The organism is Scytonema sp. PRP1, assembly GCF_036697665.2.
Taxonomy (GTDB): Bacteria; Cyanobacteriota; Cyanobacteriia; order Cyanobacteriales; family Nostocaceae; genus Kalymmatonema; species Kalymmatonema gypsitolerans.
In genome coordinates this window covers 167,599-185,116 of record NZ_JBAHYJ020000132.1, presented here as the reverse complement: position 1 = coordinate 185,116, position 17,518 = coordinate 167,599, and the positions used below count along the sequence as shown (strand labels likewise).

Below are 17,518 nucleotides of genomic sequence, written 5' to 3'. Positions count from 1 at the left end.
AGATAATTGTATCTAGAACAAAAGAAATAAATAGGACACTCTTCGACAGAAGGTATTCCTCAATAACTTTTAAAGACCAATAACTTCTTATAAAGAAAAACATGAATATATTTACTCGTTTACTAAGTACATTTGCTATCTCTCTATCTGCTGTTGCTGTTATGCCTTACTTTGTAATAGCGCAAGAGACTCCAACGACTCCCCAACAAAAAACGACGCAGAAGCTTTGCTCTTCGGATGCCGTGGAAGATTTGTTACCTCCACTAATGAGCCAGAAAAGTGAAGAACCGCTTTCCTACTTAGGGCAGCAAGGTTTTACACAAAACCCAGATGGTGCCTGGGTTTGTTATGCAAGTGATTCTAGGAAGCAGGGACGTTATTACACCCTATTAAAAGTCCAACAAATCAATGGAAAGCTTGTAGCCAGTTCTTTCCTAAAGGGCGGCATTCTCGTTGAAGGGCAGGACAACCGCAGCCTGGACTTATTCATGACACTCATAGACAAGCATACAAAGACAAATCAAGGGAACCGTGAAAGTATACGCAGATATCTGGAATCCTTCTTTTCCTTAGTGAAGGAAGCAAAGGTACAACCTTCTAGTCGTGGTTACCTCTTCGACCAACCAAACAGCGCTGTTGTCATCTACCACTCTGTTACAGGCGAAAAACTTAAGGGGACAGCAATCACAATTAACATCAACTCGCCTCAGAATTTCGCTTCCTCTCCAGTCTCATAAGGTGCATCGAAAATTACTTGTTGGAGGTAAATCCCTTGAAGTCAAAAGTTCAAAAAATTGTAGTTACAGTATCATCCTTTGCAACAGTAGTCAATGCATCTCAACCTGCTTCTGCTCAACTCAACGTTGGACATTATGGTATCCAACAAGGACTGGAGCAAAACTATCTCCAGTACCAGGTATCAGGGCGAGATTTAAGCCAAATGCGAGGCATTCCTGCATGTAGTGTAGGATTTGGTGCCGCTTGTAACAAGGCTGGAGCAGTCTTCCAGAAAATACTTGAGTCGAATGGTGGACCAACCTACGAGCAGTTGCTGATGAAAGCCGCTGGTGGGGAAGAAAACTTCCGCAATTTCGCTTCCTTTTATGGAAACAATCCCAATCTTGCTCAAATACCGTACGCCTCATTCTGGGAGAACAACAACCCTGATATCGTGGACGGGTATCGGTATCTTCTTGGGCAGACGGTAAGTCAGACTCCTCAAGAAGGTCTGGGACAAGTCACCAAAAACTTTGACTGGGCACCTTCTGGAGGTGGAAACTCGCTTGATCCTCGCAATGCCTTGCTGGATTTGAAATACTCTTATGGACGTCTGTTGCTTCAGGAGATTGCAAAAATTCCCGATGCTCAGCAGCAGATTCAAGCTATGGGTCTAAAGCCGGAGGAAGCCAAGTTTTTCTCGGAGAAACTTTCAGCAGCCAAGCTTGCGTTGAATGGTAATGAACAGTCTCTCAAAGAGACCATTCTCAAAGAACTCTCCGTGCCATATTCACCAGATGGTGGTGATTTCAACCGTCCAAATCTTGGCGTTCCCAAAGCTGATTGGTTCGCTGGGGAAACTGTCGCTGGAGAAGTCGTTTCATGGGAATCTCCAGTATGGTTAGAGCCAGAAGCGATCAGTCTTGATCTTCCTTCCAGCCTTGCACAAGTTGATTTTCCTGGCAACATAGCAGAAGATACCGTATTGCAACAAGGCTCAGGGAGTTCTTTTCCAACTTGGCTAATTGGCGGTGCCGGTCTTGCTTTACTGCTACTTCTTCTCTCCTTCGGTGGCGGTGATTCCTCCGGTCGCGGTGGTAGCAGCATCGCAGCTACACCGCCTGTTGGCACTTCCTCTTCCTCTGGTGGCAGCGGGTCTGTTCCTCCTAGCGGCAATGGTGGTCCTCCCGGTGAAAACCAAATCATTGAAGTGCCATCCACTCCTCCCGTAACTGTGCCTGGACAGGAAGTGAAGAAGGTACCGGAGCCAACAACAATAACGCCCCTTGTATTAATGATCATTTTCATTTACATGGTCACTCTCAAGCACTGGCGTACACAAACAAAAGGCTAAGTTTTTCCCTTCTGCAATTTGGTGGCTTATACCAATTCAAAAAATGATAGCGACAGATAGAACCTATATATGAGCCATCATGTGTCGCATTCTTTTTTCAAAACGGTATTAGCTCAAATATAGAAGTACTCGCATTCTTCTGTTTCCTTGAAGAATGCGAGCGTTAGTTGTTGAATTTAGTATGGTAGATGCCTATGGTAGCCTTATGAGCTACAAAACTTGCTACTGACCTGGTTGATTGTTCGTGTTTGAATTAGGTTGCGCTGGAGCTACTTTTGCCTCAACCTTCACACTTTTGACACCTTTAATCTCTTGCGCCAAAGTAGGAATTTTATTCAGTTGTTCTTGAGTAGGAACAGTTCCTGCTACAGTCAGAGCACCTTCTTTAGCGTCAACTGTTAACTGACTAGCTGGCAAATTCGCCTCTAACTTGCCGCGAACTTCGCTTTCTAAATCAGCATCGGCTCTTTGCGCATCACCGCCAGTAGCATTGTTACGTTGTTCGCGTGCTCTAATGTCAGACTCTATTTGGTCTTTACGAACTTGACCGGTAGCGTCTTCTTGAGTTTTTTCAGCAGTTTCTTTTGTTGGAGCGTTAACGTTTTCAGTTGTTCCCGAAGGAGCATCTGCACTCGTTCTAGAAGGGGGTTCTTCGCAACCAACCGCACCAACAGCTATAACGCCACTAATGATCAATGGAATAAACTTGTTCATCTTCTCTGTTCCACTTGAATGTTTTAAAAGTTTCATTGACATAAGCAGTTATTAACAGCAGACAGTTATCTTTATTATCTACAAAACAGATACAAGAACACCCAAATCGTTGTAGAAATTCCCTGACTTCAATTACGGGAACTGACTGATAACTGACTGATAACTGAACACTGTTAATTGTGTGAGGTTGAGGAGCGAATCTTTCAAAGTCCAGACTCAAGAGTCAATAGTCCGGAGAAAGTAGTTTTTTAATGAGCGACTCATGACTGACGACTCATTAAATAGTTGCATCCCGACGGTCAACAATAGTTACCGGAGGTTGATTGTTAGTTACCGGAGGTTGATTGTTGGTTAGCGGAGGTTGATTGTTGACAACGCGATCAGTGTAATCTGTACGAGTGTCTGCAACACCAGGTGCATTATAAATCCCAAACTCCTGAATACCCTGGTTTGTCAGAACAGTTTCAGCATGACGAATTTCATCATCTGTACCGTCTACTATCACCAAATAATCACCACGAGAGACCCGATCATTGTATACTCTGGCTCGTTCTTCAGGAATTCCCAAACCAATGAGCGCACCCAATAATCCGCCAGTTGCTGCACCAATTCCAGCACCAACAGCAGTTGTCGCCAGAGCTGTAGCTACTTCGCCTGCAAGTAATATAGGACCTACGCCAGGAATTGCCAAGGTACCTAAACCTACGAGCAAGCCAGTAATACCCCCTAATGTTGCACCGGTCACTGCTCCGGTTGCGGCTCCTTCATCAGCTTTGTTGCCAACACCCTTTTGCGTTTCGACACCAGCAATATCACCTTCACGAGCCGCATCTCTAGCAATGATAGAAATCTTATTCATCGGGAAGCCAGCATCTCTGAGTTCGCTAAGTGCATACTCAGCTTCACGACGGCTAGAAAATACCCCAACAGCACGCTTGTGTTCGCCCAAAGCCATTTTACTCCTCCATTTCATAGCGAAAAATAAGCACAAAATTATGTAGTTTCTACTTTGTTTTGCGCTCACATTACTGTTTTGCCTTGTTTTGGTCTAACTTGCATCGTCCGCAAGTGTAAGCTAAGCATCTATCAACAGATTGGTTACAGGGGAAATTGCGCTCCAATTGTTCGGTTCTACGACTTTCACTAACAAAGAAATCCTTATAACCTCGTAAATAAGTAGTGAATGCCTGCCCAAAATGCTGTCAGTCGCTCTTTATTGAAGGGGTGAAAAGTTGTGTACAAATGGATCTTGCCAAGTCTGAGCGAAGTTTTAGCAAATAGTCAATCAACAATAGCTGAATGCTCATCTGTCAAAGCACAGCAGCAGTGGCGCGTAAGCATAGCGGCGACACAACAGTTGTTATTAAATACCTTGGCAACAGCGTTACCTGAAGATACCCAAGGATTAGTTTTAGCTGCGCCAGCACCTGTCTTCAGCGAACCAACACTAGCTCAAAGCTTACAGACAGTCACTTTTACGGCAAAGCCATTTAACCCCTTGGCACTCATGCCATTTCAAATGCCTCATGCTGTGGCTGTGGCAGATGCATTTGCTCCTGGTGAGTCAGTTTTACCTCTGTTAGGAACAGATCCATTGGCTAGGGAGCAGTTTTGTTTGGTTTTCACCAAGCAGTTTAGATTAGTGCTGGTTTTAGCACAAGACACCAATGGTGATAAAAGTTTTTCATTTTCTTTTGATCCAGAAGTCGTTGAGTTAGCATGGCGATCGCTCGGAGCACGAGTCAGATTAAGTCATCCGCAGTTGTTTGCCGATTTAGAGAAATTAGTACAAAAGTATTCTCCAGAAACTCCAGATTATCGCATAGTGATGGAGTTCACTCGGTTGTTGCTAACGCAATTTCCAGAACCAGAAGAAGACACGGGAACACGGGGACACAACGAATCTTCATTGCCCGCCAACTCTACTTTGTGCGAACCCAAAGTTTCTTATTCCCCAACCCTAGAGGGAAGCCCAAAGTCCTCTATTGCCCAAGGGGCACTTCGTTCTATAGGAACTTCTGCACCAGACGCTTCTGGTTCACCCTACAAAGTGGCAACCTCTAGCCCCCCATCTCCCCATCTCTCCTCACCTCGTCCTGATGTAGAGTTGCTGCAAGCTTTTGCTCATGAAGTTCGCACCCCTCTGACTACCATCCGCACCATCACTCGTCTACTGCTCAAACAGCGTGATCTGCCTGCCAACGTTATCAAGCGTTTGGAACTGATTGACCGTGAATGCACTGAGCAAATTGACCGGATGGAGTTGCTCTTTAGAGCAGCAGAACTGGAAACATCTCCCACCGTAAAATGCACACACGCTCAACTGACACCAATGTCTCTCGAGCAAGTGTTGCAGCAAAGCATCCCTCGCTGGCAAGAAGCAGCAAATCGGCGGAACTTGACTTTGGATGTGGTTTTACCTCAGCAGTTACCCACTGTCATCAGTAATCCTACCATGTTGGATCGGGTTCTGACTGGTTTGATGGAGAATTTCACCCGCAGCTTACCCGGTGGTAGCCATATTCAAGTACAAGTCATTCCTGCTGGGGATCAACTTAAATTACAGTTATTGCCGTTACCTCAAGCTGGAGATAATGGGAAAGCATCAGCATCGACCTGCACACCGCCAATTCGCAAAGCTCTTGGTCAATTGCTGATGTTCCAACCAGAAACGGGTACGATAAGTTTGAATCTCGCTGCAACTAAGCATTTGTTTCAGGCGATCGGCGGTAAACTGATTGTGCGCGAACGTCCGCGTCACGGAGAAGTACTAACGATTTTCCTTCCCTTGGAAGTCAGCAGTCAGCAAAAGTGGGAAGTGAAGAATTAATCGTTGATCACCGGCATCTGATTTATGGAAAGCCAAGCTCTTTTCGGCGTTGCTAGCCGATGCGAGTAATTAACTGATTAACACGGGGTCTGGCGAAGCGTTCCCAGGCGTTACCACCACGCAGAAATAGTTCCATCCAACGAACTGATTTTGACCCATCAGCCATTGACCAACCAGAACTCCCTGGAGAAAAAGCTAAAGTTCCTTCTGGCACTTTAAAACTACCATCGGAGTACACTGCATCACTGACGACATCACCCACGCGGACGACGACCTTCTCTTCAGGTTTGAGGTTGACAGAATGTGATGGGATGGTGGTTTTGATGTTACCGTAGCCATCAATCCAAGCAACGCGATCGCTCGGGGGATCGGGTATATTGCTTGGGTTCAAAACTTCTCCTAAAAGGCTAAAGTCGCCTTGAGCAATCGCCGCCGCCGCATTGGGAAACACATCACGAGAACGAAACTGCGACCCACCTCTAGAAACCTTGACTATATGCACTTTTTGTGCATATTCTTTGATAAAAGAGAGACTGTAACCAGCATTAACGCCTACGACTGTAACGCCATTGGGTAGCAAGGCATAAGTGAGTCCTTCGCCTTCATTATCCAGTCTAGGTTGTTTATCATCTTGACGAGGCGCGCAGTTGTGATAAATTAAACGCTCTTGGGGACCGGGGTTAAGACCAAGTTGGGCAATCCAAAAACCTGTCGCCAGAGTACTGAAAGCAGGAACTGAGAGAGTATGAATCTGTGCTTCCGGTAGTCCTATGAGTAAACGTTGCGTCACTTCAGCAAAAGCTGGGTCACCATTACCATAATCTGCAATCAAGGTGATGAACATAAAGTTTGTCTCAAAAGGATGATTGTGGTGGATTTTCAGGGGCGATCGCTAGCTGCGCAGTCAAAGTAGAACCTTCATAGAGTTTACTTTTTACAGACAAAAAGCCACCGCAGCGCCATAGCAATAATTGCACAATTGATAAGCCCAAACCAACACCACCAGGATCTTCAGTTGCGACTGGACGTACGCGATAAAAGCGCTCAAGGATTTTGGGAATCTCGCTATCGGCAATACCAATACCAGTATCGCGAAATTCTAATTGGACATAATCACCCTGAACACGTGCTCGTACCCAAACCTGTCCACCTTTGGGGGTGAACTTAATGCTGTTGGAAAGCAGATTAATCACAATCTGCCTCAGCCCACCGCTCACACACCAAACACGTGGAAGGTCAGTAGGTACAGTGTAGGCTAACATCAGACCTTTTTCTCGGGTTAAGGGCTGGTAGATACTAACGACTCCAGGCACAATGTCCGACAGACGCACAGCCTCCAAAGGTATCCGCTCCAAATTGCGCTCTAACTGCACCAGATCCAACACACCAGTAATCAGGGCATTTTGGCGATCGCACTCTTGTTTGAGCATCTGGAAATAACGTTGTCGCTGAGGGGGTTTAAGATTAGGGGAATTTAAAAGGCTCAGGGCTGTCTTCATATGTGTTAAAGGCGCGCGCAGTTCCTGACACACATTGCTCAAGTATTCATCTTGAAGTTGCAGAGTTTCCTGCAATTTCTGATTTTGCTGCTGCATCTGCGCAAGACGCTTTGTCGTTCTTTGACGATGAATTTCATCCTGTTGCTGGAGTTGTTTTGCCAACAGTTGACTTATGAGTGCTGGCTCGCTTGCGGCGGGACAAATAAAATCGTTCGGTATAAACACGGATGATTCTGGTGTTATCCCCTGTTTGATAACATCTAACACTCGCTGAATGACTTTTCCATCAAAGGTACTTATAGCAAGTAACTGCGGGTTTTTTTTTCTGTTCGTTGCCGAATTATTTCTGCGTCTTCTAAATGGTCTATGAGCCAGAATGAGAAAGCAAAACTGCGGCGACAACACCATCAGAAAGTATTCCCTACGCAACAAGCTATTTGGTAAGCTCTGTATTCGTATATCAGAAGACGCACACAGGAGGCTACCCGGTGGGGAAGTTGCCATTGAGGAGCTATTCCCCTGTGGTTCCAATTGAGGAGGCAAGGCGTTGCCTCTGTTCGTTGGAGTGTGTATGTCGTGCGACTGGCGTGGGACTGCCGTTGGCAGACGCAGTGACGCGGAGAGTTTTTCACTCCTACTGTGCGCATTTTCGCTCTTCGACAGCCCGCTCAAATCAGGGAACCCACCCACGCAGGTGTTCTCTTCTACTCCCTCTATTCCTCTGCTGCTTTCCTGACTTTCCTCAATATGCAAAGTACGAATGACGTCAGATATTCTCAGTTGTTGGTGATAGCGTTCAATTTCTGAGTGCCAAATTTTTCCTGGTGGTAGCTTTACCCACAAAGTGGCTGCAATCTGTTGCTCAATAAGTAAATCAATTTGTGATCTGACAAGTGACAGTAGACTAGCAGGACTATGGGGCAATGGTTGAGGAGGCGCTTGCATTCCCAAAGCCAGCTGATAAACGGACACATCCTGAGCAAAAGAAAAATTCATGGGCAAAGCACAACAAGGAAAAGGACTAACCAAACGATATTGCCTTCGCTTCTCATCTTATAAGAAAGCCACAAAAAATCCTAGCTTCTAAAGATAGTTGAGCAGCGGATATAGTTTCTATATAAAGACAGAATAATGAATAAAAAATATTTTTATCTTTTATTTTCTTTCTTTCAAACAACTATTTCCTCCCCTCGGTGCGTGAACCGAACTTTTTTAATATTCCATTCAACATGACTTAATAAAGTTTTGCGAACGCTGCCAAATAGAGCAAACTGCTCACAACTGGAAAGAGAAGTGAATTGACGCTCGGAATCAGGGGATATTTGTAAATCAACTGTTGCGACTCGATTTTTGACAGTGACACTATACCCAGACAAGCTAAAATCAGCACTGTCAAATTGCTTTATGATGTTACCCACCGCACTTATCACAGGTTCTTGCTTTGGTACTAAGACTTGTTGTGGAATCAGTTCTTGACATTGAGTATCACTTGTAAATAGGCTGACGTGAAGAGTTTTTTTAGTAACAGCGACAGAACTCAAAGAAGCCTTATTTTGGTTTGACATTTCTTCAGTTGAAGATATGCTATCAGTTGCTGCTTGTGCAGCAAGTTGGCTGTTAGTTGTTGTATTGGCTGTTGGCATTGTGCTTTCAAGATGATGAGAGATGGGATGAGAACTACAGCTGCTGAGGCTGGCAACTATACCCACAACCATAAACGGAACAACATATTTTTTGCTGGGCTTCATAACTTTGTTCATAATTCTATTGTCCCTAACTTTTGCTATTGACTACACTTTTGCTGCCATCAAATCCGCATAAATTCTGGACTTATGAACATTCGTCATATTTTCAAATAGCGTTCCCTTAGTCAATCAGTAATCTTACTGAAATCTTGCCATTTGTCACATTTTCAGTTTTTTGCTCAATTTCTTAAATAGGTAGGAATAAACAGAGCGAAGAAGAGCGAAGGTAATAACGCCTGAAACTCGCGCCCTCTTACTAATGACTAATGACTAATGACTAATGACTAATGACTAATGACTGAACGAGTTAACTTTATTTCTACCATACTTAGTCTTTTTATTCATTGTCTTATTCATATTGCGGTGTCTTGACTCCTGTGGTTTCAGTCATCCATTCATAAATGCCCTCACCTGTTGTCAACCATGTATTAGGTTGATTTTTAATATGTAACAAACATTGTTTTAAATACTTATACCGCAGTGGCTGACCCACAATAAACGGATGCAAGCTAATAGTCATAACCCGCCCTTGAGATTCTCCATCTAACCAAAGTTGGTCAAATTGATCTTCTATCGCTTGGGCAAATTCTGCACCAGAAAATCGGTTATTCAAGCATAAGGTAATATCATTGGTCTCGAGAGTATAGGGAATTGCCAACAAGCGTCCGTTGGGTAAATAATACCAATAGGGTTGGTCATCGTTTACCCAGTCAGCAGTATAAAGAATTCCCGCAGAATACAACAATTCAAACGTTGATTCTGTAACCGAAAACCCCGGTGTCAACCAACCTTTTGGAGTTTTTCCAGTGGCTTCTTCTAGTAAACTCAGCGTTTTATCAATTATTTCTATTTCTGCTTCCCTATCCATGCCACTATGACCTTTGGAATTGTTAAGACCGTGTGCCATCACTTCCCAATGATGTTGCTGCATGGCTGCGATAATTTCCGGATAAAGTGTGCAGATTTCGCCGTTCACTGCTGCCGTCACGGGAATTTCTAATTCAGCGAATAAGTCAAATAAGCGCCAAATCCCAACTCGATTGCCATAGTCGCGCCAACCATAATTGGCAATTTCTGGATAACTATTTAAATCAGGTTGAATTGCTGTCCCCTGTTTGCCAAAAGTGAAGTGTTCAACATTCATCACCACCGAAACAGCAACTCTGGCATTATTCGGTAATTTCAGAACCGAACGTTGTGTCATTGATTGAAAAAATGGAGGTTGCATAATTAAAAATTCACGCAGGCAAAATTCAAAATATATAACTTATGTTGATTATTTCAGCAATGGTCAAAAGTCAATAGTCTATATTAACTATGATTTTTAGCTGATTACACAAAAAAAGAGTAATTTTAGATATATTAGACATTTTTTGTATAATATACAACAAAAATTTAAATTTTAGTATATATCGCTACATATTAATCATTAGGACCCAAGGGTTGTCCCAGCGAGGCGCGTACCCTCAGTTGGATGCTCTTGGCATCGGGCGAGATAATGAGCAGTACAAGGATAGTTGCCAAATAGGGCAAGGAAGACAAAAGATAAGGAGAGATATCAACTGCCAGTCCTTGTAAGATTAGCCCAATTACACTGACTGCGCCAAATAAGTAAGCATCCAAGAGAATTCTTTCTGGTTTCCACCAAGCGCGAAAACAACCAGGGCGATCGCCCCACCAAACATCACAAGTCCTAGTTCACTCTCCAATAACTCGCTTCCTAAGACTTTGTAAAACTATATTTTTCACTTTCTTTATTGTTTACACATAAATCATTTTTTTTCTTTATAAGAACTATATCAAAGCTTAATTGTTTTTTTATTTTTTAACCTTTCAAAATTTCCGGAGCTTCAAATTATACCGGGTAGTATTAATTAGTTAACTTTTTATCACTTTTTTCTTTCCGTATGATATTAGCAATCTCTTCAAGTTTCTTGGTCGGACTTGTGACTGGCTTAGTTTTAAGCAAACCGCAAAAGATAGAACAAAAAAAGGTAGAAGCCACCAAGATAAAATCGAATCATCCTGGATGGCTGGAATCAGCGTCGTACATAGTAGGAAAATACGATGAGTAGCGTATGGTCATAGTTGCCTTTTCCCAATTAGGAAAACTTTCAGGGCAAACGCATAGTGTCAATAAGACATTTTAAATATCAATAAGTTAGATTTCCATCCCATTAATGGTTATATGAAATCTGGTTGATGAGTTATCGTATACAGCAGTCCTTGGTCACCAGTGGTAGCAGGTTAATCTACTAATGAAACCTTTTTGTTCAAGTAGGACTTGGCAACTGGCAACTAAGGCTTCTTCGAGTTCCTCAATGGATTCAAAATAATGATTGGCGATTGCTTCATTCGTAAGTGTCCACAATGACTTGAGGGGAGAAACTAGCCCTTTGTAGATTGCAGAAATGCGATTGCGCTCTCTTGCGTGCCCCTTGGGCAATCGCTTAGGGCGGTTCATTTTTCAAGATTTTACCTTGGGAATTCCTCCCTCAATTCCCTCAACATACCAATCCATCGCCAGTTGTTCCTTATCGCCCAACACCTGACCCTTGGGGACTCGCACCACACCATTTTGGTCTTTCACCGGACCATCAAAAGGATGTGCAGCACCGCTCATAAATTCCTCGCGTTTCCTTATTACCAATTGTTGAACATCTTGAGGAATTACAGGATTCAAGGGCGAAATATCCACCATTTCTTGAGCAATTCCATACCAAACTTCCTCAGACTTCCAAGTCCCGTTGATCACAGCCAAGGCTTTATCTGTATAAAATTTACCCCATTTATTAATGGCTGATGTTAGGTGAGCTTTTGCACCAAACCTACTCATATCAGTGTTGTAGCCAAAAGCATAAATACCCTTTTCCTCTGCTAGTTGAATAGGAGCGACGGAGTCGATATGCTGCGTTAGGACATCCGCACCTAAATTAACTAAAGCTTGGGCAGCTTCTCTTTCTTTAGCTGGATCATACGAATTTTGCACCCAAACCACCCTCACTTTTGCTTTGGGATTTGTCTGTTGCAGTCCTTGCGTAAACGCACCTATTCCGCGAATGACTTCAGGAATTGGGTATGAACCAATAAAACCAATCACATTCGATTTTGTCATCTTGCCAGCAATCATACCAGTTAGGTATCGCGGTTCTTCAAAGCGTCCCAGATAGGTACCGACATTCCTGACGCGTTTGTATCCAGTACAATGTTCAAAAACAACATTGGGAAAGTCTTTTGCTACTTTCATTGTGGGGTTCATATAGCCAAAAGAAGTTGTAAAAATTAACTTATTGCCTTCTAATGCCAATTGACGAATCACCCTCTCAGCGTCCGCACCTTCGCTGACATTTTCCACAAAAGTCGTTTTCACCTTCTGCTGAAGATTTGCCTCCATTTCTCTGCGACCTAAATCGTGGGCATAAGTCCACCCAAAATCACCCACAGATCCAACATATACAAATCCTACCTTGAGAACTTCATTCGCTGCCATAGGGGAAGCTCGGACTGGGACTTCACCTTGTGGTTGAGACTGACCGCCACTACAGCCAGCAAACGTAAAGCCAGTTCCTACTAAAGTGGCATACTTTAGAAATTTTCGACGCTGCATATTTATCAATTTGTCTACCAAGTCAAACTGTTATAAATAATTGAGATATAAATGCTTTCGATTATACAAACTAAAGATAAACTTTGACAGAATAAAGAAGAACACATCACTCAGAAAAAATACTGTGCTCTCCGTACTAAGTTATAAGTTTTCCCCTCAGGAAAAATCAATTTTTGCAAGAAGTCTATTGATAAAAGGGTGGTCTTTCCCACCCTCCAAAGCAAGTGAAATTGTTAATTCTCGTTAGCGTACTAGTAAATACCGCAGACCAATTAGTAACAAAAAGATGCCATACAGCTTTTTCATTGTTTCACTGCTAATAAAGGGCTGATTAGCAAACAGCGCCCCAAACAAATTGCCAATTATGAGACCAACTGCAATAAACACAGCATATTTGATATTGACGTTGCCGTTTCGATAGTAAACTATTGCTGCCAAAATACCGATTGGCAATATTTGAGCAGCAATAGAAGTGCCAGTGGCAAACTTTTGATCCATACCTATTAAAAGCACCATTGCCGGTACCATAATTGCACCGCCACCGATGCCAAACATACCTCCTGCAACCCCAGCAGCTAAACCAATAAGCAACAATTGGATGGCTATATTAGACATAAAAATGTGGGTAGATGGCTAATTATGGCTAATTATAGATTGATTTTCGAGGAAAATATCGATTTTGGTAGCATTCCGTGAACGCCTTTTTGTGGACTATTGACAACTTGAGTGATGCGAAAGTTTACGGCTAAACTACACAATACATAAGCATCTTCCGGCGACAAATTGATGAAGCGCTCTAAAAAGTCAATCATGTTTTTTAAAGCTAACTCTAAGGCTTCATCTAATGTTTGACCAAATCCCATTGTGATGATATCTGTGGGAGTCTCAGCAATTGGCATTGTCAATGGCAAATTCTTGCGAAGTTTAAGATGAATCTTGCCGTTCATAGAAGTTTCAATTGCCGTGACATTGACTTCACCATCTCCCTGTGCTGAATGTCCATCACCGATAGAAAATAGGGCACCAGGAACGAAAATCGGCAAAAAAATCTTAGAACCAGCCTGTAGTTCCTGGTTATCGATATTACCACCATAGTGACCAGGAGGGATTGAGTTTCGCAATGCTTCCGTAGTCGCAACACCTAGGATACCAAAAAAGGGTTTGAGGGGAATTTTAATACCACTACCTTTGGGAAATTCAGCGATGTTATCCTCTAAATTGAGGGGAATAAATCTCAAGGCGGGTTGATGAAACTGATGTGGTAACGCTCCCCAACCTGTACGAATCGCATTGAAGCCAACGGGTAAACTGGGTGTGATGACTTCTAGTTTGACTTCCAAAACATCTCCAGGTTCCGCACCCCGCACGTAAATTGGTCCGGTGAGTAGATGCGGTCCTGCTGCAACTTTGCGTTCTGGGGGAAGATTTTGACAAATATCCACGAAGGCAGGTGTGAGAAACTCCGGTGGTGCTTTGTCGTAAAGGTAGTAGCCAGTGTATGTTTCTACATCAACTGTGTCGCCAGAGTCAACAGTGAGTGCTGGTTCTAAAAGATGAGAGAACCCACCCAGATGCACGGTTTCCCTGGTGGCTTTGAGAATATGGTGAGTCATCGCGGCTGAAGGTGCTTTGTCAGAATTATTGCCTAGAATAGCGGGTTTTATGCCCAAGAACTTACACAAAATTGCATTGTTGCATTCAGTTTTTTATCAGCCGCAAAATCTCTCTAAGGGAGGGCGAATTTACCGAGTTTGACGAGATACTAGTAGTGGGATTGACCAAGCCAGGGATGGATGCTGTAATTCTTCAATTTGCTACGTTATTCTTAAAAAATCGCGTTTCATACTTCAAATCAACAACGCCCTATTAGTCCTCTTATAAATAACAAAAAACATACTAAATTTTCCTAAAAAAAAATCATTTTTGATTTTGAGACATAAGTATATTCTTAAAGTGGAAACTGGTTGATTTTCTCCTCACGTGTTTGCAGAGCTTCAGCCACTTATAGAGACGCATTGGCAGTTTTCGGAAATATCTTATGAAAGCCAAAAAAAAGTTATTAATGGCTATCGTCGGGGCAGCGTTTACATTGCTGGGAACTGTAAGTAGTGCTCCCGCTCAAGCCTCGCTTTTTAACTTCAACTTCCAGTTCAACGCTCAAGAAACTGGTGAGCCAGTTAGCGGTAACTTTGTCTTTGATGACTCAATCCCAGCGGGCGTGACACCTGACGGTGCCACTTTGTATGGAAACGCGAGTCCAGAGTATACCATTAATGCCGGAAAAGATGTCTTTAAAGGTTCTTCCAATTCGATTGTAGTGGGAAGTAATTTAGCGAGACCAGATAATAGTGGGCTTTCTGCAGACGTCATCGGGTTTAATGATTTTAAAAACTTTGATCCTACCAATCCTAAATTTTTGGCTACGTTTGCTTACCTACCTAATTCCCTGGGTTCCAATGCTTTATCCGATTTAGTTACGACTCTCCCATCGTCCGGATTTGCGCTTATTAATACTCCCACAGGGGCTACCCTATCTTCCACAAATGCGTTTACTTCGATTTCGCGTGTCCCTGAACCTGCTTCTACATTAGGGGTATTAATGTTGTCTGCTTTGGGCATCGCTTCACTGCTGAAGCGTAAAAACTGGAGTTTAGACTAAGCAACATTTAAGTCGTTCAACTAGTATTACGGTTTGACGAAATGCTTTTAATCTGGCAAAAGAATCCATAGCGGTTGTTGAGAGTTGGTGAGCCAGCGCGTTGCGGGGGTTCCCCCCGTTGTAGCGACTGGCTCACCCGAAGGGTTGTGCTTCTCTCATCTTCCGCTTAAGGGGTGCTTGTTCTAACTACAAGCATCCCTTCATTTTTTTGCATTGCGACCGCGTAGCGATCGCCCTTTAGGTACTGCGCTGCGCGCAATCGCCTGCTTTAGTCTAAACTCCAGTGTCTAATGGTAATCGGTTTATTTCCAGGCACTGTGGCGCTAGTGTGTTCAATTGTTCTAAGAGTGCAGCTCACTTTTTGAAGTTAGTATTAAGCTATTAAGCTATTGTGTTAAGTTTATTTAAACCTTTTCTTAACTGTCTTAACTGTCTTAACTGTCCTTGCATTTTCTCTAAAAGTTTGAAATTCTAGGGTAGACAATCATTGAACTTGCCAGTAGCTACACGAGAAATGATGAGACGAGTTTTACAAAAATTCTTGGCAGCATTGCCTTCAGTTCATGTGGAGAAACTTAATCGGGTAAAGATTTTAGGAATAAATCCAAGTTTCGATTTATTGCTGGAGCGCTCTCGACAATAAAAAGTAGGAAAATTAGGAAAAGTAAGAAAAGTAAGAAAAGTAAGAAATTTGCGAGAAATAATAGTTGAATGAATTTATTATCTGGCAGATGTGATTACAGATTAGTAGCGGATGATTCTTTCTTGGTCAAAAGCCTTTATAACTCTAAGAACGCTTTTTCGTTCGGTTAGATTGTGAATTGCACAATCTCTACGGTTTTATCGAATGCACGTTGAATTAGTTAAAGTGTTTTCTTCTGTTCAAAAATGATGATGACTACAACAAAATTAAATCACGTCATTGTAATTGGCGGTAGCATGACCGGACTTTTAACCAGTAGGATATTACTCAATCATTTTGAGCGGGTCACACTCATTGAACGCGATATTTATCCTGTAAAACCAGAATTTCGCCGAGGTATTGCTCAAGCCCATCAACTCCATCAGTTAATGGTACGCGCTAATATCATTTTGGAATCACTTTTCCCTGGAATTGAGCAAGAACTTCTGAATTTAGGTGCAGTACAGATAGATTGGCCTAAAGATGTATTAATTGTTTATGGTTCGCAATTAGTGCCAAGATTTTCTTTCAATTTAAATACGCTATTTCTGGGCAGACCACTTCTAGATTGGACTATAAAATCTCGTTTAGAAGCTTTTAAAGGCTTCCACATTCTTGAGGGGCATGAAGTCACTGAGTTATTATATGACGCACTTCAAAAACGGGTGACTGGCGTCTTACTGTGTAGGAGCGACAACAGAAAAAACGATGACAGCCCATCTATTAACTCCTTACTTGCCGAACTTGTTGTAGATACGACTGGTCGAGCAACAGAGGCTCACAAATGGTTAGCAACAATAGGCTATACACTTCCAAAAAAAACTGTAGTTGATGCATCAATTGGTTATGCATCGCGTTTATATCAACCTTCGCCTGAATTCAAATTTGATTGGAAAGCTGTTCAAATGTACCCAAGACCACCGTATTTACGTGGTGGTGGAATCTATCCGGTAGGAAATAATCTTTGGCATGTTGGTTTGATTGGAATTAATGGCGACTATCCTCCAACTGATGAAGTAGGCTTTCTGGAGTTTAGTAAAACGCTACCAGGTTTAGAAATACATGAAGCGATAAAATCTGCAAAACCTGTGTCGAAAATTCACAGTTATCGTCAAACACAAAACCGTCTCTATCACTACGAAAAACTTTCTCAAATGCCGGATGGTTTTATTACACTTGGAGACGCTGTTTGTGCCTTTAATCCTGTTTATGGGCAGGGAATTACAGTAGCAGCTTTAAGTGCATTAACTTTAGATGATTTGCTCCAAGAAGAAAAATACAAGAAAGGCAAACTGACTGGCTTTTCAATCCGGTTTCAGAAAAAATTAGCCAAAGTGATTGCTCATCCTTGGTTACTGGCAACTTTAGAAGACTTAAATTGGAGCAAAACTAAGGGTATTAAACCCCAGCCTTGGTTTGTTTATAGATTAATTCAAAGATATACTTACCAGCTTTTACAAAAAGCTGCTAGAGAACCAGATATCTGCCAATCTTTTGCTGAGGTAATGCATATGTTGAAACCAACATCTTCACTTTTTACTCCTCGAATGTTTTGGCGTGTATTGCTGGAATTAACACCGAACAAAGCTGAGATAGTATCCGAAGATATACGAAAAATCACCGCTCAGAGATTAACTTGATTTTTCATAAGCGAAAAATTCTAATTTCTTAGTCATTTGATGTTTGGTGATCTCATTGAACCAAACAGTAC

Annotated in this window: 17 protein-coding genes; 6 read left to right on the top strand and 11 right to left on the bottom strand. The window is 42.5% G+C overall.

Annotated features, from left to right (window positions below; translation table 11 throughout):
• Positions 1-101: 101 nt before the first annotated feature.
• A complete protein-coding gene (locus V5G28_RS35050; RefSeq protein WP_332996232.1) occupies positions 102-737 on the top strand; it encodes a hypothetical protein in 636 nt (211 codons plus the stop codon).
• A 35-nt stretch (positions 738-772) separates the two neighbouring features.
• Positions 773-2,071: a hypothetical protein gene (locus V5G28_RS35045; protein ID WP_332996230.1), complete on the top strand. Its 1,299-nt coding sequence runs from the start codon at positions 773-775 to the stop codon at positions 2,069-2,071.
• Positions 2,072-2,293: 222 nt separating this feature from the next.
• Here V5G28_RS35045 and V5G28_RS35040 read toward each other — a convergent pair whose 3' ends face one another.
• Positions 2,294-2,785, bottom strand: a complete 492-nt coding sequence (locus V5G28_RS35040; protein WP_096564355.1) for a BON domain-containing protein — start codon at positions 2,783-2,785, stop codon at positions 2,294-2,296.
• Positions 2,786-3,062: 277 nt separating this feature from the next.
• On the bottom strand, positions 3,063-3,740 hold the full coding sequence (locus tag V5G28_RS35035) for a general stress protein (RefSeq protein ID WP_332996226.1): 678 nt from the start codon (positions 3,738-3,740) through the stop codon (positions 3,063-3,065).
• A 279-nt stretch (positions 3,741-4,019) separates the two neighbouring features.
• On the opposite strand from V5G28_RS35035, the gene V5G28_RS35030 reads away from it, so the two are divergent.
• The gene (locus tag V5G28_RS35030; protein WP_332996224.1) at positions 4,020-5,615 is read left to right on the top strand and encodes a sensor histidine kinase; all 1,596 of its coding nucleotides are present in this window, start codon (positions 4,020-4,022) and stop codon (positions 5,613-5,615) included.
• Between the two features lie 52 nt (positions 5,616-5,667).
• Here V5G28_RS35030 and V5G28_RS35025 read toward each other — a convergent pair whose 3' ends face one another.
• The 9 genes from V5G28_RS35025 to V5G28_RS34985 all read right to left on the bottom strand — a co-directional run bounded on the left by V5G28_RS35025 (position 5,668) and on the right by V5G28_RS34985 (position 14,079).
• Positions 5,668-6,459: an SAM hydrolase/SAM-dependent halogenase family protein gene (locus tag V5G28_RS35025; RefSeq protein WP_332996222.1), complete on the bottom strand. Its 792-nt coding sequence runs from the start codon at positions 6,457-6,459 to the stop codon at positions 5,668-5,670.
• A gap of 10 nt (positions 6,460-6,469) precedes the next feature.
• On the bottom strand, positions 6,470-8,110 hold the full coding sequence (locus V5G28_RS35020; RefSeq protein ID WP_332996220.1) for a DICT sensory domain-containing protein: 1,641 nt from the start codon (positions 8,108-8,110) through the stop codon (positions 6,470-6,472).
• A 173-nt stretch (positions 8,111-8,283) separates the two neighbouring features.
• Positions 8,284-8,874: a sporulation/spore germination protein gene (locus V5G28_RS35015; RefSeq protein WP_332996218.1), complete on the bottom strand. Its 591-nt coding sequence runs from the start codon at positions 8,872-8,874 to the stop codon at positions 8,284-8,286.
• Between the two features lie 334 nt (positions 8,875-9,208).
• Positions 9,209-10,087 (bottom strand): polysaccharide deacetylase family protein, encoded by an 879-nt coding sequence (locus V5G28_RS35010; protein ID WP_332996217.1) that lies wholly within the window; start codon positions 10,085-10,087, stop codon positions 9,209-9,211.
• A gap of 194 nt (positions 10,088-10,281) precedes the next feature.
• Positions 10,282-10,482 carry a hypothetical protein gene (locus V5G28_RS35005; RefSeq protein ID WP_332996215.1) on the bottom strand — a complete coding sequence of 67 codons (201 nt, stop codon included), beginning with the start codon at positions 10,480-10,482 and terminating at the stop codon, positions 10,282-10,284.
• Positions 10,483-11,089: 607 nt separating this feature from the next.
• Positions 11,090-11,323, bottom strand: a complete 234-nt coding sequence (locus V5G28_RS35000; protein ID WP_336231547.1) for a hypothetical protein — start codon at positions 11,321-11,323, stop codon at positions 11,090-11,092.
• A gap of 3 nt (positions 11,324-11,326) precedes the next feature.
• On the bottom strand, positions 11,327-12,466 hold the full coding sequence (locus V5G28_RS34995; protein ID WP_332996210.1) for a BMP family ABC transporter substrate-binding protein: 1,140 nt from the start codon (positions 12,464-12,466) through the stop codon (positions 11,327-11,329).
• A gap of 243 nt (positions 12,467-12,709) precedes the next feature.
• Complete coding sequence (locus V5G28_RS34990) at positions 12,710-13,081, bottom strand: TSUP family transporter (RefSeq protein ID WP_332996208.1); 372 nt, start codon at positions 13,079-13,081, stop codon at positions 12,710-12,712.
• A 32-nt stretch (positions 13,082-13,113) separates the two neighbouring features.
• Positions 13,114-14,079, bottom strand: coding sequence for an acetamidase/formamidase family protein (locus V5G28_RS34985; protein ID WP_332996206.1), 966 nt, complete (start codon positions 14,077-14,079; stop codon positions 13,114-13,116).
• A 425-nt stretch (positions 14,080-14,504) separates the two neighbouring features.
• Between V5G28_RS34985 and V5G28_RS34980 the strand changes: the two genes are divergently transcribed.
• The 3 genes from V5G28_RS34980 (at position 14,505) to V5G28_RS34970 (ending at position 17,447) form a co-directional block, all read left to right on the top strand.
• Entirely contained in the window at positions 14,505-15,125 is a 621-nt protein-coding gene (locus V5G28_RS34980; RefSeq protein WP_332996204.1) for a PEP-CTERM sorting domain-containing protein, read from the top strand.
• A gap of 514 nt (positions 15,126-15,639) precedes the next feature.
• Entirely contained in the window at positions 15,640-15,768 is a 129-nt protein-coding gene (locus V5G28_RS34975; RefSeq protein WP_336231546.1) for a hypothetical protein, read from the top strand.
• A 245-nt stretch (positions 15,769-16,013) separates the two neighbouring features.
• Positions 16,014-17,447, top strand: coding sequence for an NAD(P)/FAD-dependent oxidoreductase (locus tag V5G28_RS34970; RefSeq protein WP_332996200.1), 1,434 nt, complete (start codon positions 16,014-16,016; stop codon positions 17,445-17,447).
• Positions 17,448-17,518: the final 71 nt, after the last annotated feature.

Coding starts and splice junctions, on each gene's coding strand:
- V5G28_RS35050 (WP_332996232.1), top strand. CDS start 102: ATGAATATATTTACTCGTTTACTAAGTACATTTGCTATCTCTCTATCT.
- V5G28_RS35010 (WP_332996217.1), bottom strand. CDS start 10,087: ATGCAACCTCCATTTTTTCAATCAATGACACAACGTTCGGTTCTGAAA.
- V5G28_RS34995 (WP_332996210.1), bottom strand. CDS start 12,466: ATGCAGCGTCGAAAATTTCTAAAGTATGCCACTTTAGTAGGAACTGGC.
- V5G28_RS34975 (WP_336231546.1), top strand. CDS start 15,640: ATGATGAGACGAGTTTTACAAAAATTCTTGGCAGCATTGCCTTCAGTT.
- V5G28_RS35040 (WP_096564355.1), bottom strand. CDS start 2,785: ATGAACAAGTTTATTCCATTGATCATTAGTGGCGTTATAGCTGTTGGT.
- V5G28_RS34970 (WP_332996200.1), top strand. CDS start 16,014: ATGATGATGACTACAACAAAATTAAATCACGTCATTGTAATTGGCGGT.
- V5G28_RS35015 (WP_332996218.1), bottom strand. CDS start 8,874: ATGAACAAAGTTATGAAGCCCAGCAAAAAATATGTTGTTCCGTTTATG.
- V5G28_RS34980 (WP_332996204.1), top strand. CDS start 14,505: ATGAAAGCCAAAAAAAAGTTATTAATGGCTATCGTCGGGGCAGCGTTT.
- V5G28_RS34985 (WP_332996206.1), bottom strand. CDS start 14,079: ATGACTCACCATATTCTCAAAGCCACCAGGGAAACCGTGCATCTGGGT.
- V5G28_RS34990 (WP_332996208.1), bottom strand. CDS start 13,081: ATGTCTAATATAGCCATCCAATTGTTGCTTATTGGTTTAGCTGCTGGG.
- V5G28_RS35035 (WP_332996226.1), bottom strand. CDS start 3,740: ATGGCTTTGGGCGAACACAAGCGTGCTGTTGGGGTATTTTCTAGCCGT.
- V5G28_RS35000 (WP_336231547.1), bottom strand. CDS start 11,323: ATGAACCGCCCTAAGCGATTGCCCAAGGGGCACGCAAGAGAGCGCAAT.
- V5G28_RS35020 (WP_332996220.1), bottom strand. CDS start 8,110: ATGAATTTTTCTTTTGCTCAGGATGTGTCCGTTTATCAGCTGGCTTTG.
- V5G28_RS35025 (WP_332996222.1), bottom strand. CDS start 6,459: ATGTTCATCACCTTGATTGCAGATTATGGTAATGGTGACCCAGCTTTT.